The sequence below is a fragment of the Pseudomonas sp. GW822-FHT06D10 genome (assembly GCF_058799535.1).
On record NZ_JBXALN010000001.1, the window covers coordinates 48,686 to 69,995 of the forward strand.

25 protein-coding genes are annotated in these 21,310 nt (G+C 59.3%); all 25 read left to right on the forward strand.

Annotated elements, in window-relative coordinates:
- Positions 1 to 54 precede the first annotated feature (54 nt).
- The 25 genes from AC1RL5_RS00320 (at position 55) to AC1RL5_RS00440 (ending at position 21,275) form a co-directional block, all read left to right on the forward strand.
- A complete protein-coding gene (locus AC1RL5_RS00320) occupies positions 55 to 783 on the forward strand; it encodes a hypothetical protein (protein ID WP_103407626.1) in 729 nt (242 codons plus the stop codon).
- A gap of 12 nt (positions 784 to 795) precedes the next feature.
- A complete protein-coding gene (locus AC1RL5_RS00325; RefSeq protein ID WP_103407594.1) occupies positions 796 to 1,758 on the forward strand; it encodes a major capsid protein in 963 nt (320 codons plus the stop codon).
- Between the two features lie 46 nt (positions 1,759 to 1,804).
- Positions 1,805 to 2,395 carry a hypothetical protein gene (locus AC1RL5_RS00330; RefSeq protein ID WP_103407627.1) on the forward strand — a complete coding sequence of 197 codons (591 nt, stop codon included), beginning with the start codon at positions 1,805 to 1,807 and terminating at the stop codon, positions 2,393 to 2,395.
- A gap of 59 nt (positions 2,396 to 2,454) precedes the next feature.
- Positions 2,455 to 2,958: a DnaT-like ssDNA-binding protein gene (locus AC1RL5_RS00335; protein WP_492589074.1), complete on the forward strand. Its 504-nt coding sequence runs from the start codon at positions 2,455 to 2,457 to the stop codon at positions 2,956 to 2,958.
- Positions 2,959 to 2,995: 37 nt separating this feature from the next.
- Positions 2,996 to 3,196 carry a hypothetical protein gene (locus AC1RL5_RS00340; protein ID WP_210457173.1) on the forward strand — a complete coding sequence of 67 codons (201 nt, stop codon included), beginning with the start codon at positions 2,996 to 2,998 and terminating at the stop codon, positions 3,194 to 3,196.
- Between the two features lie 46 nt (positions 3,197 to 3,242).
- Positions 3,243 to 3,611: a hypothetical protein gene (locus tag AC1RL5_RS00345; protein ID WP_492589072.1), complete on the forward strand. Its 369-nt coding sequence runs from the start codon at positions 3,243 to 3,245 to the stop codon at positions 3,609 to 3,611.
- Positions 3,608 to 4,261 (forward strand): hypothetical protein, encoded by a 654-nt coding sequence (locus tag AC1RL5_RS00350; protein WP_492589071.1) that lies wholly within the window; start codon positions 3,608 to 3,610, stop codon positions 4,259 to 4,261. The genes AC1RL5_RS00345 and AC1RL5_RS00350 overlap by 4 nt, the downstream gene beginning before the upstream one ends.
- Positions 4,258 to 4,674 (forward strand): phage tail terminator-like protein, encoded by a 417-nt coding sequence (locus tag AC1RL5_RS00355; protein WP_492589070.1) that lies wholly within the window; start codon positions 4,258 to 4,260, stop codon positions 4,672 to 4,674. The genes AC1RL5_RS00350 and AC1RL5_RS00355 overlap by 4 nt, the downstream gene beginning before the upstream one ends.
- Before the next feature lie 402 nt (positions 4,675 to 5,076).
- Entirely contained in the window at positions 5,077 to 5,730 is a 654-nt protein-coding gene (locus AC1RL5_RS00360; RefSeq protein WP_492589069.1) for a phage tail protein, read from the forward strand.
- A gap of 3 nt (positions 5,731 to 5,733) precedes the next feature.
- Positions 5,734 to 6,114 carry a phage tail assembly chaperone gene (locus AC1RL5_RS00365; RefSeq protein ID WP_011062036.1) on the forward strand — a complete coding sequence of 127 codons (381 nt, stop codon included), beginning with the start codon at positions 5,734 to 5,736 and terminating at the stop codon, positions 6,112 to 6,114.
- Between the two features lie 65 nt (positions 6,115 to 6,179).
- Positions 6,180 to 6,428 (forward strand): DUF1799 domain-containing protein, encoded by a 249-nt coding sequence (locus tag AC1RL5_RS00370; RefSeq protein ID WP_103407628.1) that lies wholly within the window; start codon positions 6,180 to 6,182, stop codon positions 6,426 to 6,428.
- Positions 6,425 to 9,649, forward strand: a complete 3,225-nt coding sequence (locus tag AC1RL5_RS00375; protein ID WP_492589068.1) for a phage tail tape measure protein — start codon at positions 6,425 to 6,427, stop codon at positions 9,647 to 9,649. Before AC1RL5_RS00370 ends, AC1RL5_RS00375 begins: the two co-directional genes overlap by 4 nt.
- Positions 9,650 to 9,694: 45 nt before the next feature.
- The gene (locus tag AC1RL5_RS00380; RefSeq protein WP_103407604.1) at positions 9,695 to 10,033 is read left to right on the forward strand and encodes a phage tail protein; all 339 of its coding nucleotides are present in this window, start codon (positions 9,695 to 9,697) and stop codon (positions 10,031 to 10,033) included.
- Positions 10,030 to 11,250, forward strand: coding sequence for a hypothetical protein (locus tag AC1RL5_RS00385; protein ID WP_492589067.1), 1,221 nt, complete (start codon positions 10,030 to 10,032; stop codon positions 11,248 to 11,250). The genes AC1RL5_RS00380 and AC1RL5_RS00385 overlap by 4 nt, the downstream gene beginning before the upstream one ends.
- 420 nt (positions 11,251 to 11,670) lie before the next feature.
- Entirely contained in the window at positions 11,671 to 12,354 is a 684-nt protein-coding gene (locus tag AC1RL5_RS00390; protein WP_492589065.1) for a phage minor tail protein L, read from the forward strand.
- A gap of 2 nt (positions 12,355 to 12,356) precedes the next feature.
- Positions 12,357 to 13,148, forward strand: coding sequence for a C40 family peptidase (locus tag AC1RL5_RS00395; RefSeq protein WP_492589064.1), 792 nt, complete (start codon positions 12,357 to 12,359; stop codon positions 13,146 to 13,148).
- Between the two features lie 78 nt (positions 13,149 to 13,226).
- The gene (locus tag AC1RL5_RS00400; protein WP_125062885.1) at positions 13,227 to 13,673 is read left to right on the forward strand and encodes a hypothetical protein; all 447 of its coding nucleotides are present in this window, start codon (positions 13,227 to 13,229) and stop codon (positions 13,671 to 13,673) included.
- A 248-nt stretch (positions 13,674 to 13,921) separates the two neighbouring features.
- A complete protein-coding gene (locus tag AC1RL5_RS00405) occupies positions 13,922 to 14,821 on the forward strand; it encodes a hypothetical protein (RefSeq protein WP_492589063.1) in 900 nt (299 codons plus the stop codon).
- Positions 14,818 to 15,192, forward strand: a complete 375-nt coding sequence (locus AC1RL5_RS00410; RefSeq protein WP_492589062.1) for a hypothetical protein — start codon at positions 14,818 to 14,820, stop codon at positions 15,190 to 15,192. The genes AC1RL5_RS00405 and AC1RL5_RS00410 overlap by 4 nt, the downstream gene beginning before the upstream one ends.
- Positions 15,193 to 15,244: 52 nt before the next feature.
- Positions 15,245 to 15,817, forward strand: a complete 573-nt coding sequence (locus AC1RL5_RS00415; RefSeq protein WP_492589061.1) for a tail assembly protein — start codon at positions 15,245 to 15,247, stop codon at positions 15,815 to 15,817.
- 57 nt (positions 15,818 to 15,874) lie between these two features.
- Positions 15,875 to 18,967, forward strand: a complete 3,093-nt coding sequence (locus tag AC1RL5_RS00420) for a TipJ family phage tail tip protein (RefSeq protein WP_492589060.1) — start codon at positions 15,875 to 15,877, stop codon at positions 18,965 to 18,967.
- On the forward strand, positions 18,964 to 19,254 hold the full coding sequence (locus AC1RL5_RS00425) for a hypothetical protein (protein WP_492589059.1): 291 nt from the start codon (positions 18,964 to 18,966) through the stop codon (positions 19,252 to 19,254). Before AC1RL5_RS00420 ends, AC1RL5_RS00425 begins: the two co-directional genes overlap by 4 nt.
- Positions 19,254 to 20,078 (forward strand): hypothetical protein, encoded by an 825-nt coding sequence (locus tag AC1RL5_RS00430; RefSeq protein WP_492589058.1) that lies wholly within the window; start codon positions 19,254 to 19,256, stop codon positions 20,076 to 20,078. Before AC1RL5_RS00425 ends, AC1RL5_RS00430 begins: the two co-directional genes overlap by 1 nt.
- A gap of 58 nt (positions 20,079 to 20,136) precedes the next feature.
- The gene (locus tag AC1RL5_RS00435; protein WP_492589057.1) at positions 20,137 to 20,784 is read left to right on the forward strand and encodes a glycoside hydrolase family 19 protein; all 648 of its coding nucleotides are present in this window, start codon (positions 20,137 to 20,139) and stop codon (positions 20,782 to 20,784) included.
- Complete coding sequence (locus AC1RL5_RS00440) at positions 20,781 to 21,275, forward strand: DUF2514 family protein (protein WP_492589056.1); 495 nt, start codon at positions 20,781 to 20,783, stop codon at positions 21,273 to 21,275. Before AC1RL5_RS00435 ends, AC1RL5_RS00440 begins: the two co-directional genes overlap by 4 nt.
- The last annotated feature ends 35 nt before the right edge of the window (positions 21,276 to 21,310 follow it).

Below are 21,310 nucleotides of genomic sequence, written 5' to 3' on the forward strand. Positions count from 1 at the left end.
CGGGGTTTTTTTTGCCTGCAAAGCGGGCAACACATACCCAAGGGGTGCATCAACGTGGCAGAAGAAAACGAAATCGACCTGGAAAACCCGGCAGTCAAGGCCGCTATCGCTACTGCTGTTGAGGCATCCGTTTCCGGGTTGAAAACCAAGAACTCCGAGCTGCTGGGCAAGCTGAAGGAAACCACCGGCAAGCTGACCCAGTTCGAAACCCAGTTCGAAGGCATCGATATCGACGCTGTCAAAGGACTGCTGAGTCGGGCCGGCCAGGATGAGGAGACCAAACTGCTGACTGAGGGCAAGGTGGACGAAGTCTTCAGCCGTCGCACCGAGCGCCTGCGTGGCGACTACGACAAGCAACTGAAGACTGTCACCGCGCGCGCCGAGAAGGCCGAGGCATTCGCCGCTAAGTTCCAGGGCAAGGTCCTGGGCGACTCGGTACGCGGCGCAGCGCTGAAGGCCGGTGCACTCCCTGAAGCAACCGACGACATCATCCTGCGCGCCAAAGGCGTGTTCACCCTGAACGAAGAGGGCGAAGCCGTTGCCGTTGATGAATCTGGCGAGATCATCCTCGGCAAGGACGGCAAGACCCCTCTGACACCGCTCGAATGGGCGGAGTCTCTGCGCGAAAGCGCACCTCACCTGTGGCCAAGGGCCTCAGGCACACAAGCCCCGGGCGGGGGTAGCGGCCAGGCTGCATTCAAGCGCTCCGAAATGACCGCCGAGCAGAAGCGCGACTACCAGCGCAAGCACGGCCAAACCGCGTACCTCGCATTGCCCAAGTAAGGGGATTCATCCATGCCAACCACTGTTAACAGCGACCTGATCATCTACAACGATGAGGCGCAGACCGCATACCTGGAGCGTGTCCAGGACAACCTGGACGTGTTCAATGCATCCTCCAATGGTGCGATCGTCCTCGACAACGAGCTGATCGAAGGCGACTTCCGCAAGCGCGCTTTCTACAAAATCGGTGGCTCGCTGGAACACCGCGACGTCAACTCCACCGGCAAGGTGACCGCCAAGAAGATCGGTGCCGGCGAGGCTGTTGGCGTTAAGGCTCCGTGGAAGTACGGCCCGTACCAGACCACCGAAGAGGCGTTCAAGCGTCGCGGCCGTCCGGTGGACGAGTTCTCCCAGATCATCGGCGCCGACGTGGCTGATGCGACCCTGGAAGGCTTCATCCAGTACGCCACCGCTGCGCTGCGAGCCTCGATTGGCTCCAACGCCGGCATGGTGGTCACCGCCAATATCGAAACCGACGGCAAAAAGACCCTGACTCGCGGCATGCGAAAGTTCGGCGATAAGTTCGGTCGCATCGCTCTGTGGGTCATGCACTCCAGCGCCTACTTCGACATCGTCGACGAGGCCATCACCAACAAGATCTACGAAGAAGCCGGCGTTGTGATCTACGGCGGCCTGCCGGGTACCCTCGGTAAGCCGGTACTGGTAACCGACACCGCGCCTGCGGACGTGATCTTCGGCCTGCTGCCGAATGCTGTGGTCATCACCGAGTCCCAGGCCCCAGGTTTCCGTTCGTACCCTGTGAACGATGAAGAGAACCTGGGCATCGGATACCGCGCCGAGGGAACCGTGAACATCGATGTTCTGGGCTACAGCTGGAAGGAGTCCGCTGGTGGCGCCAACCCAACCCTGGCCGCTGTAGGCTCGGCAGCCAACTGGGTCAAGCACGCGGACAGTAACAAGGTCACCGCCGGCGTGATGATCACGCTGACCCCTACGCCACCGGCCGGTGGTTGATACCTGCCCCTGGAAGCGGTCAGCAATGGCCGCTACGGAGATTTCCATGGAACTGATTTACACGAACCAGCTTGAAGGCTTCGATCCGGACAAGCGGTACCGGACTGCGAGCCTGTTTCGCGGCATCGAGCGCGATGCGACGGCGGTGGTGGTCGTTGGCGACTATCCGGAAATTGTCACTGCCTATGAGGCAGCGGGTGTTGATGTTTCGGTCGTAGAGGCCCCAGCCGTACCTGTCCCAAGCGCCAAGGAGCCTGCATCTGGTGAGCTGGCAGACGAAGTTGCAAAGCTGCGAGCTGAAAATGGCGCGGTCATTCTCCTGCTTGATGGTCTGGATGCTGGCGAAATCCAGCAACCTGGATCTGGCGAGCTGGCTACCCGCTTGTTTGAATCGCTGGGCATCATCCATGCCTCAGTCGGCGAGCTGACAGCTGAGCGCGATGGCTTGCTCCTGACTGTCGACGCACTGCGCGGCGAGGTCGAAGCTCTGAAGAAGGTCGCACCTGCGCCGCAAGCTGATGACGCTGGCGAAATCGCGGCGTTCAAGGCCAAGCTTGACGCAGCGAACGTGCAGTACCGGGCCAACGCCTCGAAGGAATCGCTTGAAAAGCTCATCGCTGAGCTGCCCAAGGCCTGATACTGCTGGCTGCCGGTGATCCGGCGGCCAATCCTCCACCCATTCCAGCGAGTTGACGCATGACACTCATCATCGAGGACGGCACCGGGAAGCCTGACGCCGAGAGCTACGCATCCGCCGAGGATCTGGCCATGTACGCCTTGAAATTCGGTGTCACCATCCCTGTGGAAGTGCCTGCACAAGAAGCGCTTCTTCGCCGGGCCGCCTTGGCAATGGATGGCATGACCTGGAAGGGGCGCAAGACCAGCAGCGAGCAGGCTCTGGCCTGGCCGCGTCGGGAGGTGCTGCTGGATCAGGAGATCAAGCCTAGCAACTACCTGCCGGCGCGGATCCAATACGGCCAGATGGCCCTGGCTGCGGAGATCCATCAGGACGACATTGACCCGATCGAGAAGCGTAAAGGCGCGGTAACCCTGGAGCGTGTTGAGGGTGCGGTAACCCGCGAGTACGCCACCATCCCGAACACCAGCGGCCGACTGCTGCCGGCGGCGCCGGATCGGCCGAGCGCCACGCAGTTTGCTGACTATTTGCTCAAACGTGGCCTATTCGCAGTTCGAGCGTAATGTTAGGTTTGCCACTTCAACACAGAGGACGCTAGGCATGACAGGGATTGAAGAGCAGCAGCATAACGATGATGAATGGTTTAAGGAGGAGCGGCTGGCATGGGACCAATATGCGGCTGCCTTTGTCGCAGGTACAGCGAGTGACTGGAGCGGTGAAAGGCAGGCAGAGTTCGTTGCGCGGTTTTCTGCGGACTTTGCAGACAAGATGATTGAAGAACGACGGAAACGCTTCGAATAATAAAAGGCCCAGCCATCGCGCTGGGCTTTTCACATCTGGAGCCACCATGGCCTTCTACGACGAAATGGCCGTGATGGCTCTGGAGATGATCACAGAGTTCGGTCAGCCCGTAACCATCCGCAACATCAAGCCCGGCGAGTACGACCCTGAGACAGGATCAGCCGGCCCCGACACCGTCACCGAGCAAACCGCCCAGGGTATCCTGCTCGACTTCACAGGCCTGGAGTTTCAGAACAACAGCCTCATCAAGCAGGGTGACAAGAAACTCAAGGTCGCCGCGCATGGGCTGGCCTGGGCGCCGGATCTGCTAAACAAGGTGGTCATTCAGGGCCGCATCTGGTCCATCGTTCCGCCGCTGAAAGAGATCAACCCGGCCGGTACGCCGATTCTGTACGAGCTGCAGGTGCGGTCATGAACCGCTACGCGGGCAGGAACGGAAGCTTCGCCGAGAACATCCGTCAGTTTGCCGAGCAGGCCCAGGCCTGCATTGACGCCACCTTTCGCGAGATCGTGATCGAGATCGGCAGCAGCGTGATCCGCATGTCACCGGTGGGTAACCCGGAGATCTGGGCGGCCAACGTGGCGCACCGTGCGGCCAACACGCGGGCAGCCGACGACTACGACTTCAAAGTCTCGGTGCGCAACACACTGATCAACCTGGACGAAAGCAACTTCACCAAGGCCGGCAAGCTGCGTCGCGGCGTGAAGTACGCCAAGCCCCTGACCAAGACCGAGCGCGACCAGAACTTCAACGTGAACGGCCTGGTCGCCGGGAAGGACTATGTCGGCGGTCGCTTCCGGGGGAACTGGCAGTTCTCAATCGATACACCCGCCGACGGCACGCTGGATCAGGTCGATCCTTCTGGAGGTGTGACCCTGGCCAAGCTGCGGCTGCAGGTAGGGCAGCTGACCGCCGGCCAGACAGCCTACATCGTGAACAACCTGCCTTATGCGGTACCGCTCGAGTACGGGCATTCCAAGCAGGCCCCCGGCGGCATGGTTCGAATCACGCTCGCCAGGTTCCAGCAGATCGTCGACGAAGCCATCAGGAACAACCAGGTATGAGCCATAACGTGATCGCCACGATCTACCAGGCCCGGGTTATCGCTTGGGCGAAAGCCAGGGTTCCACCGCTGAAAGTGGTCGTCGAGAACGAGACCTACACGCCAAAGGACGGAGAAACCTACCTCCGTGCCTACACGTTGCCGGCGGACACTGCGAGCAGCACCCTAGGTGGCGACCACCGCCTGTATACCGGCGTCTTCCAGGCCAGCGTAGTGGTGCCATCGGGCAAGTACCGCGGTCCGGCCGGCGGCCTGGCTGACGAGATCAGCGCGCTGTTTCCGCTGTATGAGCGGAACGAAAAGGCCGGCCTGACGGTGATCACCATGACACCCCCAGACCAGGGCCCAGGCATTCAGGGAGACACTACTTACACCGTGCCTGTGTCCTTCCAGTACCGCGCCGATACCAACTGATTGTCATCGCGCTAAAATCGCGTGCATTCAGATTGGGTGATCAGGGTTACGCCATGGATGATGCAACAAAAGCACGCTTACAGTGGCTGGATGAGTCAGCCGATAACCACGGCTGGAACAATCGAGAGGAAATCAGTGCAAGTGAAAGATGCATCTGCAGCGCCTGCGGCCAGTGGTCTGTTCCAGCTCAAATAACGAGATGGTACGAAGACAAGCATGCTTGTTGCCCTCACTGTGGACTGGCCGGCGTTGTCGTTGGGTCCAAGTCTGGACTGCCACTTGAAGAGTACGAAGGCTGTCGATTTCCTGAGTAGCGCTTCTGCTCCATAAATCGCCCTTTGGGCAACCCTACAAACCCGCCATTGCGCGGGTTTTGTCATTTCTGAAGAGAGGAAACACTCAATGGGCTACAAAATTCCCAATGGCGGCACCTTCCATCACGCCGCGACCTACGCCACCGCTCTGGCCGTCACTGCGATCACCAACGCCACCGAGGCGGTGGCCACCGTGGCGAACGCTGATCTGGATGTCGGCGATATCGTGTTGCTGACCTCAGGCTGGAGCCGGCTGGACAACAAGGTGGTGCGAGTGAAGGCAGCCACAGAGTCGGCGATCACCCTGGAAGGGATCGATACCACCGATACGCAGCTGTTCCCGGCTGGCAACGGTGCAGGCACCATGAAAAAGATCCTCACCTGGGTACTGATTCCGCAGGTCACCGACCTGGCTTTCTCCGGCGGCGAGCAGAACTATCTCGACGTCACCTTCCTGGAAGATGACCAGGGCAAGCAGATTCCGACCGACAAGTCCGCGGCGAGCATGGTGCTGACCATCGCAGATGATCCGGCTCAACCCTTCAACGCGGTGCTGATGTCGGCTGATGCGGGCAAGAAGGTGCAGGCTGCAAGGCTCAACCTCCCGGGCAATGACACGCTGCTGTACGGGGCCTACACCTCGTTCTCCAAGCAGCCGGCGGTATCGCGCAACAACCTACTGACCCGCACCGTCAACCTGGCGCTGCAGTCCGAGCCAACCCGCTATCTGACCTCGGTGTAACCCATGGCCAAGTTCTCGCTGATCCAGAACCCAACCTTCAGGGCCGACGTGCTGATCCCGCAGCTGGGCGGCGAACCGGTGAAGGTTGGGTTCGAGTTCAAGTACCTGGACCGGACCGGCCTGGCCGAGCTCTACGCTGAGTGGGGCGAGCGCCACAAGGCCCTGGGGTTGAAGGCTGACGAGATGGACCTGAAAGCCTTCACTGCAGCTCAGATCGACCTGCAGGTGGATCAGGTGAAGGCTGTGGTGGCCGGCTGGGACTTCGAAGAAGAGTTCAACGATCAGAATATACGCATTCTGGTCACCTCGATTGTCTCGATACCCAGCGCGGTATTGGCGGCCTATTCCGAAGCGTTCAATCAGGCCCGCCTGGGAAACTCCTAAGAGCCGCGCGCGCCCTCTATCAGCAAGAGCTTTTGGCTGAGGAACTGAAGGTTTTTGGCTTTCGGGTGGGTGATCTCACGGGCGATTGTGAGGTCTGGCCAGACAACTGGCCGGCCTTCACCGTTTTTGAGGCGATGAGTACCCAGTGGCGGGTCGGCGCGTGCGGCGCTACCGGTCTGGACTACGGCGTCCTGCCGAGCGTCATCCGAATGTGTGGTGTGCCGGCTGGATGCAGGCAAAGCATTTTCAGTGACATCCGGCAGATGGAGGCTGAGGCCCTGGCCGTAATGGCTGAACAGAGAGACAACAAATGAGCACTACCTTCGCTTCGCTTGGCATTGCGGTTGAGTCGTCTCAGGCGGTCAAGGCTGCCGATGACCTGGATAAACTGGTCGACGCGGCCGAAGGGGCAGAGAAGGCCGTCGATGACCTTGGTAAGGCTGGGGAGGGCCTGGCCAACACCGGCAAGAAAATCAGCCAAGCGGAGGCGGAGGCCGCCCAGGGCATCGATAAAGCGACCAGTGCGAAGGAGCGCCAGGTCGACGCGAGCCGCAAGGCCGGGACAAGCGCCGCCAGCGAAATCGCAATCATCAGCCAGCTCGACAGGGCGATGACCGGCAACATCGACAGCATGGAGAAGCTGGTCCAGGCAGAAGGACTGCTTGAGCGGGCCCGCAAGGGTGGCCTGGTCACCATTGAACAGCAAGAGGCCTATCAGGAGCGCCTCGGCAAATCCTTCGACAAGATCGAGAAAGCCGAAGCCAAGGAGACGGCGCAGAAGCAGCGCCTGATTGACGCCGAGAACCGGCAGATCGAGGCACTGAAGCGCACGGTCAACAGCATCGATCCCCTGAATGTGAAGCTGGCCAAGCTGGAGGCGCAGGAAAAGGCCGCCCATGAGGCGTTCCGTCTTGGTGCAATCAACGCTGACCGCTACAGCGAGGCCCTGGCCAAGGTAGGCAAGGATCGGGCTGGCATCACTGCTACAGAGGGCGCATTCGACAAGCTGAAGCTCGGCACCCGCCAGGCTCAAGAAAACGTCATGCAGCTGGCCAACGCCTTGCAGTCTGGGGATTGGGGGAGTGGTGTTCGCGCAGTTACGCAGCTTGGCGCTGGAGCCGGGGCCAGTGCTGCAAGTCTCCTCGCGCTCGCGGCGCCTATTGCTCTTGTCACTGCCGCCATCGGTGCTCTTGCCTACGCCTATTACAAGGGCAGCGAAGAGCAGGATGCTTACAACAAATCGCTGATCCTTACCGGAAACTATGCGGGCGTGAGTGCGGGGCAGTTGGGCGACATGGCGCGCCAGGTCAGTGCCACGGTTGGCACTACCGGGCAAGCGGCTGCGGTGCTGGCAATGCTGGCCGAAAACGGAAAGATTGCCAGCGAGAGCTTCACAGGCATCACCCAGGCAGCCGTGTCAATGCAGGAGGCTACGGGCAAAGCGGTGAGCGAGACAGTCGCCGAGTTCTCCAAGTTGGCCGACGACCCGGTGAAGGCCTCTGCAGCGCTGAACGATCAGTATCACTACTTGACGGCCTCGGTTTACTCGCAGATCGCCGCACTGGAAGAGCAGGGCGATCATGCTGGGGCCGTAAAGCTGGCAACTGAGCAGTACGCTGATGCAATCAATGAGCGGACGCCGCGAATCCTGGAGAACCTGAGCTTCTGGGAGAAGGGCTACAACGCAGTGGCCCGCGCTGCAGATAACCTGAAGAACGTTGGCCGACAGGACATCGGCAGCGATATCGAGCAGGCTCGGCGTAATCTGGCCAGGGCACAAGCTGGAGATATTGGCGCTTTCCAGAACAAGAAGGTGATGGTCGATTTCTACCAGAATCGCCTCAACATGCTGGAGGACCAGAAAGTTTCTGAGGAAGACATTGCCAAGTGGGAGAAAGAGCAAGCGAAGGCCCAGGGCGCCTCTGTCGACGCTATGGCGAAGGTCGATGCATTGGCGAAGTCGTCATGGACGAACGAGCAGAAGCGTACGGAAGCAGTAAAGGAGTACAAGCGCTGGCTCGACGACATTCGCAAGACTGACCCCAACGACAAGCGCCTGGACAAGGCTGTCGTTGATAAGAACATCGCGAACATCAACGACAAGTTCAAGGACACAAAGACTGCCGCCGGCGCGGTAGACCTGACGGCCTTCAACAACTCGAAAAACAACCTCACCGCCATCCTGTCCGAGTACAAAAACGCCCAGAAGGAACTGGACGCGGCGCAGAAGGCGGGGCTGGTGTCCCAGGCCGACTACCTGCTCAAGCGTGAGGCCATGATCGGCAATGAGCGGGACGAGGTCACGGCGGCCTATGAGGCGGAAATTGCGGCACTTGAGGCAGCCAAGGGCAAGGCCAGCACCTCTGCCGCCCAGCGCATCCAGCTGGACCAGAAGATCGCCGATGCCCGCGCCGCCATGGTCAAGGCTCAGCGGGACGCTGACACCGAGCTGAGCGTGTTGGCAAAGAACGAAGAGGGCCGGCTGAAGAAGCAGGAACTGGCGGTCAAGACCTACACCAGCGCCCTGCAGCAGCAAGTCGATACTCTGCGCGAGCAGGGCATGCGTGCTGCCGCTGGCCTTGGCCAGGGTGATCGCCAGCGCGACCTGACCAACCAGCAGAACGCGATCGACGACCGCATCAACCAGCAGAAGCTGGACCTGGCCAACCAGTACGGCGATGGCTCCCGGGGCATGAGCCTCGACGAGTACACGCAGAAGTTGCAGGCGCTGGAAGCCACACAGCAGAAGCTGCACGACACCGTAGTCAGCAACTACGACGACATGACGGCTGCGCAGGGCGATTGGACCAACGGAGCATCCTCAGCCTGGCAGAACTACTTGGAGTCGGCGCGAGATGTGGCCGGCCAGACCAGGAGCCTGTTCACCAATGCCTTCGGCTCCATGGAAGACGCGATCGTGCAGTTCGCGAACACCGGAAAGCTGTCGTTTGCTGACTTCGCGAAGTCGATCCTCGCAGATATGGCCAGGATCGCTGTTCGTCAGGCCAGCTCCTCGGCGCTCAGCTCGTTGTTCGGCATGGCTGCCTCTGCTGCCGCATCGTACTTCGGCGGTGGGGCGGCTTCGGCCGGCTCAACGCAGGCCGGGTATACCGGGGTCGACTTCTCCAGCTATCAGGCCAACGGCGGCGCCTGGGGCGCCGGCGTGCAGATGTTCGCCAATGGCGGAGCCTTCACGAACAGTGTGGTCAGCAAGCCAACGGCCTTCGGGATGGCTGGCGGCCAGACTGGAGTGATGGGCGAGGCGGGCCCCGAGGCGATTGTGCCGCTGGCCAGGACCTCCGGCGGCCAGTTGGGTATTCGAGCGTTGGGCGGTGATTCAACCTCGAGCAACAACCAAGTCGTGATTCAGCAGACCTTCAATGTCCCTGAAGGGAGTGGCGGGGCAAGCGAGGCGGACGGACAGGTTCTGGCTCAGGCCTATGCCAAGTCCGCCAAGCAGGGTGCCCAGGAGCAGATCGCTAAGGACCTCCGGCCAGGAGGCCAGATCTACATGGCCATCAGGGGGCGTAGTTGATTGGCGTTGCCCGCTTCGGCGGGCTTTTTTATGCCTGGAGAAAATATGGCAACTGAAACCTTCACCTGGAAGCCGAACAACGATCCGGCGGCCACCATTGCGTTTCGAACCAAGTCGGCCAAGTTCGGCGACGGTTACGAGCAGCGTGCCCAGGACGGAATCAACAACCGCTCGCAGTCCTGGCCCCTGACGTTCACAGGCCAGAAGGCGCGCATCAAGGAGATCATGGCGTTCCTCGATCGGCATGCCGGTGCAACGCCGTTTTTCTGGGCTGACCCGCTGGGCGAGCAAATGCTCTACCGCTGTTCCGAGTATCAACCCAAGGCCATGGGGGGCGATGCCTACACCCTGACCGCAACCTTCGAACAGGCATTCCACCCATGAGCATCGATCCCATCAACATCGGCGGGGCGCCCAACGATGGAAATGGCCAGAACCTGCGTTCGGGTGGTCAGATCATCAACGACAACTTCGCGGAGCTGGATACCCGCACGGCTGCAGCCCAGGAGAAAGCTGAGCAGGGCGTTTTGGATGCTGCTGAGGCACATGCCGCCGCAGAAGCTGCCAAATCGAAGGCTGACGCCGCGGTTCCAGGCGCTGCACTCGGGATATCTGTCGCTCAACTGGTCAGTGGTGTTGTGCCCGCTTCTCAGTTGCCGAGCTTCGTTGATGATGTGTTGGAGTTTCCGGCGCGGGTCGATTTCCCCGCAGTTGGCGAGACAGGGAAGATCTACATTGCGATCAATGATGGCGACAGCCCGACGAATCCTACTCGTCAGTACCGGTGGAGCGGCTCAGCGTATGTGTTGATCCCGTCCTCTCCGGGCTCTACGGATCAAGTCCCGGAAGGATCAACAAACCAATACTTCACGGCGGCCAGAGTTAGAGCCGTGACCCTTGCCGGTCTTGGATCGTTGGTCAACACGGCAATCCTTGCATCCGATACGGTGCTGCAGGCTTTTGCAAAGTTACAGGGTCAGCTCAACGCCAAGCTGGGTAAGAACGAGAAAGCAGTGGACTCTGACAAGCTCGACGGCCAGCTTGCATCCTTTTACACAGCAATCATGACAGGGGCTACAGCATCGACTCCAGGCACCAATGGTCTTGTCCCTGCTCCACCAGCAGGCGCAGCAGTGCGTGTACTGAGCAGTCTGGGGACTTGGATCGCCCAGGCCACCGGCAGTACCTGGGGAAGTATCACTGGCACCCTATCCAGTCAGGTTGATCTAAGCGCGGCATTAGCTGCAAAGCAGGATACAGCTACCGCTCCGATGACCAAAAGGTACACCTCAACAGCTCAGCAGTTTGTGGCCGGTGGGCAGTTCGTTGTGTCGCATAGGCTGGGCAAGGAAGTTGCTGTTGTTGAGACGTGGATACGCTGCAAGGCGGCTGAGCTGGGTTACTCGGTTGGCGACAAACTTCCTTATCCAAGCATGGGGACTGACAGCGGAGGTAGTACTGGTTTGTCTGTAGTTTGTACCTCATCGACGGCAACCGTCCGGATGGGTACGGGGAGCTTCATCATGCTGCAAAAAGCATCAGGTACTACGACGTTTTTTACGGCGGCAAACTGGGAAATCTACCTGGAGTTTATGGGATGAATTGCGCTTATGTGACCGTGAGCGGCGCTTATGTCGGCGTCTGGGAAGGGTCTCTCACTCCGGAGGATGAGAGCCTAATAAACATCGGCGAGGAATACCCAGAGAGCGCTGACCAGCCCTGGTTGTTCCCGGGGTGGGGAGTAAGCCCTAGCAAGCTTCGGCGCGCTGAAGATGCCTGGCGAGAGGATGAGCTGCTTGTAATTGCTGATCAACTTGACGCCCTCGAAGAGGCAGAGGCAAATGCCGCTCCAGAAGACTTGCTGCCTGGGCTTCGTGCGCAGTGGCTGAAGTATCGCGGCGCCGTACGGAATTGGGCAGAGGGAAAGGGCGACTATCCAGACATAACTAAGCGCCCAATTCGCCCTGCCTGAACTGCCACCACCCGCCATCGAGCGGGATTTTTTTGCCTGAGGAAACACCATGCCGATTACGGCCGATATCCAGACCCTGGAGCCTGGCGCGTGGGTGGAGCTTTTCGAGCTCGACGCTACCGCCCTGGGCGCCGAGCTGTACCGCTTTCACGGCTACCGACAGCAGTCATCGATCTACTGGCAGGGCGAGGAGTACTCACCCTGGCCGATCCAGGCCGAGGGCTTCGAGATGACAGGGCAGGGCGCCCAGCCGATGCCGACCCTGTCCGTCGGCAACGTCGGCGGGTTCATCACAGCATTGGTGCTGTACTTCGAGGACCTGGTGGGGGCGAAGCTGATCCGGCACCGGACCTTGGGCAAGTACCTGGACGGCCAGCCGGAGGCGGACCCCGACGAAGAGCTACCGCCGGACATCTGGTATGTCGAGCGCAAGTCTGCCGAGAACAACGAAACGGTGCAGTTCGAGCTGGCCTCAGCCTTAGACTTCGCCGGGGTGCAACTGCCGCGCCGGCAGATCGTGGCCAACGTCTGCTGGTGGCTCAGCTGCGGCGGTTACCGCGGGCCCTACTGCGGCTACAACGGCGGCCCCGTGGCTGATGAGAACGACATCATCGTTACCGACGCATCCAAGGACAAATGCGGCGGGCGCCTGAGCAGCTGCAAGCTTCGCTTCGGCGAGAACAATCCTCTGCCTTACGGCTCATTCCCGGCCGCCGGCCTGCTTCGGAGCTGACCATGAACAAGTCCACCCGCGCCGCCATTGAGCGGCATGCGCTGGCTGAGTACCCGCGTGAGTGCTGCGGCCTGGTGATTCGTGAGGGGCGAAAGGAGGTCTATGTGCCCTGCCGCAACACGGCCTCTACGCCCAGCGAGCATTTCCGCCTCGCGCCCGAGGACTTCGCCGCTGCCGAGGACCGCGGCCAGGTGCTGGCGGTCGTGCATAGCCATCCAGACCACCCAGCAGCACCCAGCGAGGCGGATCGCGTCTCTTGCGAGGCCTCCGGGCTTCCCTGGCACATCCTTGAGGTCCGCAAGGGAGATGACGAACAGGTGCGCCCAGGCGAGCTTGTGAGCTTCACGCCTGAGGGCTACCAGGCCCCGCTGATCGGCCGTAAGTTCGTCCACGGCGTGCACGACTGCCTGAGCATCATCCTCGACTTCTACTGCCGCGAAATGGGCATCGACCTGGGTCAGTACGAGCGGGAGGACGGGTGGTGGGAGAAGGGCGGGAACCTGTACCTGGAGAACCTGCCCGCGGCCGGATTCAGTCAAGTCAGTGCGCCGCAGCACGGCGACATCGTGCTGATGCAGATCCGGTCGAAGGTGCCGAACCATGCCGGGGTCTATCTGGCTGACGGCGTGCTGAAGACCGAGCCCCAACACTTCCCGGCGCCTGGGTCGATCCTGCATCACCTGTATGGGAGGGATAGCAAACGCGACAACTATGGCGGGTATTGGCGAGAAGTTACGGTGAGCTACTGGCGGTATAAGTGCGTACAAACAACAGGAGCTGATCTGCTCAAATAAGGCTGATCATCAGGTGCAAAGAACGTTAACCTTACCTTAGAATAAAGCTTTCCCGCCCTTCAAAGGAATGATTACGTGGTGAGCAACAACGCCATCTGCTGTCCGCACTGCCAAGGCCAAAATGTCCAGCTTCTTTCCGTCATCCATGCTGCTGGCACCTCTCATATACAAACAACCCACCAAGCGCAATCCCAGTCCGGATTCGGACCAAGCGTGACCGTTGAAACCACAGGTCGGCACCAGACCCATTTGGCGGCAAGCGTCGGCCCACCTCCAGGTAAGCGCTTGCTTGGCCCCGTCATCCTTACGGGGGTTGGCGCCATCATCTTGTACGACGGCCTCAAGCTTATGAACACGTTCTGGGGCGTGGATTGGACGAGGTTTTTCATTGGCGCGATATTTATCACCGTCGGTGTGATTGGATTCGTTCGCCACTGGAAATTTAACGTCGCGCAGTACGACAAATTGGAAGAGTGGCGCCGCACTTGGATGTGTCATGCCTGCGGCACACGATTCCAGCCGTAAACGGTACAAAGAGGGCACCTTCGGGTGCCTTTCTTTTTTGTGGCTCTCAAACGACGCTTGGTGCTTAGCCGAATACGGTACCGTAGTTGAAGCGAAAGCTTGGTGGTTGATTCGGAATTGCTGCGGTGACTGCTGGCGACGTTACGCGCTAAACCTCAGTTACACCAAACCATCACCTCGCCTCGGCGGGGTTTTGGTGCTTCTCTCATGCGATGGTAGAGTCCCACTCCATTCAAGGGAGGGATCCAATGACCATTAAGTATTTTGCAGCATTCATTTTGTCACCCTGGCTGGCTGCATCAGCCCAAGCTGAGTGGAGCAAGTCAGAAATCAAAGATGAAATGCGCGGTAAAACTACCTCTGTCTTCAGCCAAACGGAAAAGCCGATATCCGGTGTTGGCCCTAATGTTACTTTGATGGTTCTCGACAATAATGATGGGCGACCGGGAGTCGTACTAGCGATAAATAAAGGCAGGACAGAAGGTTGTCCGTCGATTGGCGAGTCCTATTGCAAGGTGAACGTGAAATTTGATGATGGAAAAGTCAGCGAGGAGAATTTTTCAACTACTGAAGGTATGCATTTAGTCCCTTCTGGAGTGGTTGCTTTTGCTGGAACCATTACGAAGGCTAAGAACCTATTTGTGGAAGTTGATGTCAGAGGTTATGGGGCGCTACAGTACAAGTTCTCTGTGGGCGGACTTGATATACTTGTAGATCGCTCTCCAAGTGTGAAGGTGTATGGGTACGAGCTTGGTGAGTCATATCCAGATCTTCAAACCACTCTGAAAAAAACCAAGTCTAACGGACTAGACGTATGCTATGCAGGTAGTGATGTTGAAGGCGTTTTTGGGTCCGGTATAACAAAAAAAATCAATGTGTGTTTCTATAATGATGTTTTCTATATGGCAGTAGTTACGCCTGGTACAAAGGCTTCCTATCTGGCAGGTCTAAAGTATCTTAATTCGGTATTTGGGAAGCCGGATCCAGACTCTATCTATCCATCTTGGCCAGATGATGGGGATAAAGTTATTAGCCGCTCAACAAAGCGGGCTTCATACCTGACATTCAAAAAAAATAGCTATGGCGATCCTTTCATTATTTCGGATGAAATTATTTCGCCACTGGTTCCGGAGACCCCCAAGATATGACTATCTGTAAGGTGGCCGTGAGGCATACCTATGCATTGGTGGTGATGGTCGCACTGCTGATGGGGTGCTCGACACCGTCTGATTTGATGTCAGGAAATCCGGTCAGCACCCACATTTCCACGAAAAATCCCAAGGAAATAGGGCTCTGTGTGTATCCCGCATGGCAAGACTACAGGCCCACATCGGTGATGAGCGAGACCCAAAATGGGTATCGGATTGTTGCCGGAACCGACTCCGGCCAAACCGATGATGTTTTGAATATTGAGCTTGCTCAACAGGGCAAGGGGAGCATCGTTAAGCTCTACCAGAGAGCTTCGTGGTCGCAGATTGGCCGGGGCGGTCTCATCCCCTCGTTGAACAGGTGTTTGTGAACGCCGAATACTCAAGCCGCCTACGGGCGGTTTTTTTACGTCTGGAGAAAATATGCCTACTGAAAAGATGCAAATCGTCCTGCTGTCTGGCTCCTTGGCCAGGCTGTTTGGCCGTCGGCACAGAATGATTACCCGCGGAGGCTGGCGGGACATCATGGGGTATTTCAAGCAGTTCCCTGGCTTTGAAAAACGCATGGCCGAAAGCTCGAGCAAAGGACTGCGCTATGCGATTTTCAATGGCAAGGAGAATGTCTCCGAAGATGACCTAGGGAAGCCAACAGGGCGAGACGTGATCAGGATCGTGCCGGTCATTGCAGGATCGAAGCGCGCGGGCCTCTTGCAGACGATCGTGGGGGCGGTTCTGATTGCTGCTTCGTTCATTCCTGGATTTCAAGGGCTGGCCCCAGCAGGTATTGCCTTGGTCGCTGGCGGTGTGATCCAGATGCTCAGCCCCCAAGCAAAGGGATTGGGCACCCAGGACAGCCCCAATAACCGACCCAGTTACAGCTTCAACGGCGCCGTGAACACCAGCGTCCAGGGCAACCCTGTACCGCTTCTATATGGCCGGATGATTGTCGGCAGCGCAGTAATCAGCGCCGGGATCTACTCCGAAGACCAGATGTAAATCGAGCCCGCCACCAGGCCCGCCATGAGCGGGTTTTTTTTCGCCTGAAGGAAAGCCATGAATAACCAGAACATCACCGGCGCCAAAGGCGGCGAGTCGAAGCCGCGGCCGTCTGTCGAGGCCCCCGATAGCCTGCAGAGCACCGCCTATGCGCGGATCCTCGACCTGGTGAGCGAAGGCGAGATCCAGGGCCTGGTCGCGGGTGAGCGCTCGGTCTATCTCGACGAGACTCCGCTGGCCAATGCCGACGGCACCCGTAACTTCAGCGGTGTCACTCTGGACGCCCGCACAGGCAGCCAGGATCAGCTGCATATCCCGGGCTTTCCAGCGGTCGAAAGCGAGATCGCGGTGGGTGTTGAGCTGAAGTATGGCCAGCCCTGGGTTCGCGCTGTGCAGAACCTGCAGCTGTCGGCTGTGCGCGTGCGCTTGTCCACCCCACGCCTGGCCCAGACCAACACGAGTAACGGCGACACCAACGGCTACACCGTGCAATACAAGATCGAGGTTTCCACCGACGGCGGGCCCTATGCGCAGGTGCTGGCCTCGGCGTTCAGCGGCAAGACCTCGACGAAGTACGAGCGTTCCCATCGGGTAGACCTGCCGCCGGCGAGTAGTAACTGGCAGATTCGCGTTACCCGCCTGACGCCGAACAGCACCTCTGGCGCCATTGCGGACAAGACGAACATCGACGCGATCACCGAGGTCATCGACGCCAAGCTGCGCTACCCGGGTTCCGCTGTCGTCGGCCTGCAGTTCGATGCCTCGCAGTTCCAAGCGATCCCCACCCGGTCCTTCGACCTGCGCGGCCGCATTATTCGCGTGCCGAGCAATTACGACCCGGAAAGCCGGCTGTATTCCGGCATCTGGGATGGTTCGTTCAAGTTAGCCTGGACTGATAACCCGGCCTGGATCTTCTACGACCTGCTGCTGCACTTCCGTTATGGCCTGGGTCATCTGCTGAACGAGGGCCAGGTGGACCGCTGGGAGCTGTACCGCATCGGCCAGTACTGCGATCAGATGGTGCCGGACGGGAAGGGCGGCATGGAGCCGCGGTTCACCTGCAATCTGTTCCTGCAGACCCGCTCCAACGCCTTGGACGTGCTGCAGGACCTGGCCACGACTTTTCGAGGCATGTCCTACTGGGCAGCCGGCTCGGTCATGGCCATTGCCGACATACCCGAGGACCCGGTTTACACTTACTCGAACGCCAACGTGATCGACGGCAAGTTTGGCTATTTCGGCTCGGCGAAGAAGACCCGCTACACCGTGGCCCTGGTCAGCTGGAACGACCCGGCCGACTTCTACCGGCAGAAAGTCGAGTACGTCGACGACCAGGCCGGGATCACCCGCTACGGCATCCAGCAGACCGAGATCACAGCCACCGGTTGCACTTCCCAGGCCCAGGCGCAACGCATCGGCAAGTGGGCGCTGCTGACCAACCGCCTGGAAACTGAAAGCGTTGGGTTCTCTGTGGGCCTGGACGGCACCCTGGCACGCCCTGGGCAGATTATCCGCATCGCTGACAACGATCGGGCAGGGCGGCGCATTGGTGGGCGCCTGCGCTCGTCCACGCTCGACACCCTGATACTGGATGCCGATGTGAAGGCATACCCGGGTGACACGATTACCGTGATCATGCCTACCGGCACGGCTGTCTCGCGGAAGATCAAGTCGGTGGGTTACCCGCTGACCTGGGACAGCACGGGGATCACCTGGGACAACGGCCGGATCACGTTCGACACCACGGGCTTTCCGTCTGACGTCCAGCAGGTGGTACTGGTCCAGAACCTGGACGATCTACCACCCCAGCACTCAATGTGGGCGATTGACTCCACAACCCTGGCCACCCAGCTGTTTCGCGTGATGTCCGTTGCTGAGGACTTCTCAGACTCGGAGATCAAGTTCACGATCAGCGCGGTACGCCACAACGCGAGCAAGTACGGCGCAATCGACAACGGCACGCGCATCGAGCGGCCACCGGTGACAGTGATCCCGCCGAGTGTCCAGCGGCCGCCGGCAAACGTGACGGTGAGCAATGACCACTTTGTCGACCAGGGCAGCGCGGTCAGCGTCATGACGATTGAGTGGGATAAGCCAGAAGCGGCGATCGCCTACGAGGTTTACTGGCGCAAGAACGACGGTGACTGGATCTTTGCCGGCCGCACGGGCACCACGTCCATCGATGTGAGCGGAATCTACGCGGGGCGGTATGTGGCCAAGGTGCGGGCCATAAACTCGCTCGACATCGGCTCAGTGTTCGCGACCTCAGTCGAGACTGTGCTGAACGGCAAGACCACGCCGCCGCCGGTGCCGTCGTCCTTCACCGCAGAGTCGATCGTGTTCGGTATAAAGTTGGCCTGGGGCATCCCGGCCGGAATCACCACCGCGGACCTGCAGCGAACCGAAATCTGGTACAGCCAGACCAATCAGGTGGCCACGGCTACGAAGTTCGGCGACTACGCCTATCCGCAAACAGACCTGACCATCATGGGCCTGGCCGCCGGCGTGCGGTTCTTCTTCTGGGCCAGGCTGGTGGACCGCATCGGTAACGTCGGAGCGTTCTACGGGCCGGTGATGGGGCAGTCCTCGGCCGATGCCGGTGTGATTCTTGAGTACCTGAACGACCAGATCACCGAGACGCAGTTGAGCCAGCACCTGGTTGAAAAGATCGAATCGGGCGGCGGTGCGCAGATTGAGGTCGAGGCCCTGAAAAGCGAGCTCGCGGCCATGTACTCGATCAAGACCCAGCTCACGGTCGACAACAAGCCATACCTGGCCGGCATTGGTGTCGGCGTGGAGAACAACGAAGGGATCATCACCAGCCAGGTGCTGATCGCCGCAAGCCGATTTGCAATTGTCGACCCGAACGCTGCGGAGATTTATTACCCGTTTGTTGTTCAAAACAATGCTGCCTACATCGACACCGCGTTCATCAAGAACGGCTCAATCGACATGCTCAAGATCGGCAGCAACTTGCAGTCGGAAAACTATGTGGCCGATGTTTCTGGCTGGGCGTTCCGCCCCGATGGAACGTTCCAGATGATGGGCAATACCCCTGGAGGAGCAAGGCTCATGATCAATAACAAAGGGCTGTATGTGTTCCATCCGAATGGCGTTAAAGCCATCGATCTGAGCGTGGACGCGACATGACGGCAGGGCTGATTACTCGGGATGCAGACAACAACATCACAACCAAGATGACAAAAAAGCTGAGCCAGGGGGCTGGCTCGGTCATCACTGATCGCAGCGACGGGGCGATAGCTATTTCGCTACCGGCTGGCCGTTCCTACTTCTATGTGATCCAGCCGCTGGAAGACTCGCAGCGAACAGCGGGCAAGAAGCCTGGCGTCACGATTACGCAGAACAGGCTCGAATGGGGGTACGTGATACCGGGCGGCTTTGCGATGAACTGCGAAATTTTCTATGGGTACTACTGATGAATACCGCACTAATAGTCCGCGACGAGAGCGGCAATGTTCTCTATGACACGTCGAAGTCGATCTACGGTCTCATAAAGAGCGGACCCGTCGAATATGCGGGTACATGGAGCAGATTGCAGCCAAGTGGTGCAGTGAGTGTCTTCTACGACAATATCTACAAGTTCGAAGTTGAAGGTGCAATCAGCCCGCTTGTATTCGTCACTGGCGCAAGCAACAAGCCGTTTCAGTCAAAGGAGGGTAACAAGACAGTTTTCTACTTCGCCGGCCAAGTCAGCGGCATTAAGGTTTACTGCTTCGACATTATGCGGCCAATCTTTACCGGGCCGGCGCTCAAGACGCGAAAGGAGGGCGGAGGGTTCACGTTCAATAGTCTGCAGCGACCGTTGAACGTCATTGGCACTTCGACTCCTCCGGGCCCTGTGACATTTCCCAATGGAATGCAAACGCCATTCTCCGGTGGTTCTGTTGCAGTGCTCATCCCTCAGCCCACGGGTTCGACACTCGGCGGCGTCCTGTGGGTGAATTACACGGTCAACCTCAATCCAAGCAAGACATATGCCGCGCATATTCCATGGGACCGCGGCTGCGGCTTTGTGAGTCAGCTCGGCAGCGATACTGTCTTCAGAGGCGCTGTTCATGAGGGATGCTACGGCCAGCAAGGGTCAATTGTGCACTGCATGTGGAACTCGCCGGAAACTACTTACGCCGGCGTTCACAGCACGACCCCTCAGGGATTCATGTCGCTGCTTTCAGACCGCATGCCTTCTTGCTCGTACATAGACACTGCTGAATACCCATACCCCTTTAATCCACAGTTGTAACTGAAGCGTCCGAATGCGCCCGCCCTGAGCGGGTTTTTTATTGCCTGGAGAAAAATAAATGCCGATCACCGAGCAGCAGTTGCTGCAGATCCTCCCGAACGCCCGCCCTGTTGCGGGCGTTTTTGTTCCTGCGCTCAACCGCGCTATGGCCCGCTGGAAGATCGACAGCCGGGTGCGCCAGGCCGCGTTCCTGGCCCAGGTCGGTCATGAGTCCGGTCAGTTGCGCAAGCTGGTGGAAAATCTCAACTACCGCGCCGATCGCATCCGCCAGATCGGCCAGGCCTCTCCTGTAGCCAGCCGGTGGCGTTCGTTGGTGCCGCGGGCGGATGAACTGGGCGGTAAGCCGGAGCGCTTCGGCAATGCTGTTTACGGCGGGCGTATGGGCAATGGCCCGGAAAGCTCGGGTGATGGTTTCCGCTACCGCGGTCGCGGCCTGCTGCAGGTCACCGGACGCAACAACTACCGCGCTGTCGCCAGCGGCCTGGGCCTGCCTCTGGAGGCGCAGCCAGAGCTGCTGGAACAGCCTGAGCATGCCGCCCAATCGGCAGCGTGGTGGTGGACCACCCATGGTCTGAACGAAATGGCCGACGCCGGTCGCATCCAGGACATTGGCAGCGTCATCAACACCGGACAGCCAGGCCGGGTGCCAAATGGTGCCGTGGAGCGGAAAGCACTCTACAACCTGGCTTTGAAGGTGCTGGCGTGAGCGCCTGGCTGTTACGTGTCGGCCTGTTGGTGCTGGCGCTTGCTTCCTACTGGGGGATCTATCAGCACGGACGGTCGATCGAGAGCGCAGAGTGGCAGGCGCGCTGGAATGCGCGGGACGCCGGCGACCAGCAGGCCTGGGGTCTGGCCGAGAAAGCCGAGCGCGACAAAGAGCAGGCCCGACAAACTTCAATCAACAAGGCGGTGCAAAATGGGCAACGGAAAATCGATGATGCAATGGCTGATGCTGTTACCGCTCGCGCTGCTGCTGGGAGCCTGCAGCGGACAATCGACGATCTCACCGAGCGCCTCAAGCGTACGGCCAGCAGCAATTCCTGCACTGCCGCCGCAAGCGCGGCAGCAACCCGCACAGCCCTGGTGCTTGCCGACCTGCTCAAGCGCGCTGACCAGCGAGCGGGAGACCTGGCAGCAGTTGCTGATCAAAGCCGGAGCAGGGGAGTGACGTGTGAGCAGGCTTATGACGGATTGTGAGAATGGTAAGTAAACTTCGGAGCCGACTGTTCTGT

Bases quoted from the DNA above. Each gene is read 5' to 3' on its own strand.
- AC1RL5_RS00435 (WP_492589057.1), top strand. From the start codon at position 20,137: ATGCCGATCACCGAGCAGCAGTTGCTGCAGATCCTCCCGAACGCCCGC.
- AC1RL5_RS00340 (WP_210457173.1), top strand. From the start codon at position 2,996: ATGACAGGGATTGAAGAGCAGCAGCATAACGATGATGAATGGTTTAAG.
- AC1RL5_RS00375 (WP_492589068.1), top strand. From the start codon at position 6,425: ATGAGCACTACCTTCGCTTCGCTTGGCATTGCGGTTGAGTCGTCTCAG.
- AC1RL5_RS00385 (WP_492589067.1), top strand. From the start codon at position 10,030: ATGAGCATCGATCCCATCAACATCGGCGGGGCGCCCAACGATGGAAAT.
- AC1RL5_RS00430 (WP_492589058.1), top strand. From the start codon at position 19,254: ATGAATACCGCACTAATAGTCCGCGACGAGAGCGGCAATGTTCTCTAT.
- AC1RL5_RS00405 (WP_492589063.1), top strand. From the start codon at position 13,922: ATGACCATTAAGTATTTTGCAGCATTCATTTTGTCACCCTGGCTGGCT.
- AC1RL5_RS00415 (WP_492589061.1), top strand. From the start codon at position 15,245: ATGCCTACTGAAAAGATGCAAATCGTCCTGCTGTCTGGCTCCTTGGCC.
- AC1RL5_RS00355 (WP_492589070.1), top strand. From the start codon at position 4,258: ATGAGCCATAACGTGATCGCCACGATCTACCAGGCCCGGGTTATCGCT.
- AC1RL5_RS00395 (WP_492589064.1), top strand. From the start codon at position 12,357: ATGAACAAGTCCACCCGCGCCGCCATTGAGCGGCATGCGCTGGCTGAG.
- AC1RL5_RS00410 (WP_492589062.1), top strand. From the start codon at position 14,818: ATGACTATCTGTAAGGTGGCCGTGAGGCATACCTATGCATTGGTGGTG.
- AC1RL5_RS00335 (WP_492589074.1), top strand. From the start codon at position 2,455: ATGACACTCATCATCGAGGACGGCACCGGGAAGCCTGACGCCGAGAGC.
- AC1RL5_RS00345 (WP_492589072.1), top strand. From the start codon at position 3,243: ATGGCCTTCTACGACGAAATGGCCGTGATGGCTCTGGAGATGATCACA.
- AC1RL5_RS00325 (WP_103407594.1), top strand. From the start codon at position 796: ATGCCAACCACTGTTAACAGCGACCTGATCATCTACAACGATGAGGCG.
- AC1RL5_RS00420 (WP_492589060.1), top strand. From the start codon at position 15,875: ATGAATAACCAGAACATCACCGGCGCCAAAGGCGGCGAGTCGAAGCCG.
- AC1RL5_RS00365 (WP_011062036.1), top strand. From the start codon at position 5,734: ATGGCCAAGTTCTCGCTGATCCAGAACCCAACCTTCAGGGCCGACGTG.
- AC1RL5_RS00425 (WP_492589059.1), top strand. From the start codon at position 18,964: ATGACGGCAGGGCTGATTACTCGGGATGCAGACAACAACATCACAACC.
- AC1RL5_RS00380 (WP_103407604.1), top strand. From the start codon at position 9,695: ATGGCAACTGAAACCTTCACCTGGAAGCCGAACAACGATCCGGCGGCC.
- AC1RL5_RS00330 (WP_103407627.1), top strand. From the start codon at position 1,805: ATGGAACTGATTTACACGAACCAGCTTGAAGGCTTCGATCCGGACAAG.
- AC1RL5_RS00350 (WP_492589071.1), top strand. From the start codon at position 3,608: ATGAACCGCTACGCGGGCAGGAACGGAAGCTTCGCCGAGAACATCCGT.
- AC1RL5_RS00360 (WP_492589069.1), top strand. From the start codon at position 5,077: ATGGGCTACAAAATTCCCAATGGCGGCACCTTCCATCACGCCGCGACC.
- AC1RL5_RS00390 (WP_492589065.1), top strand. From the start codon at position 11,671: ATGCCGATTACGGCCGATATCCAGACCCTGGAGCCTGGCGCGTGGGTG.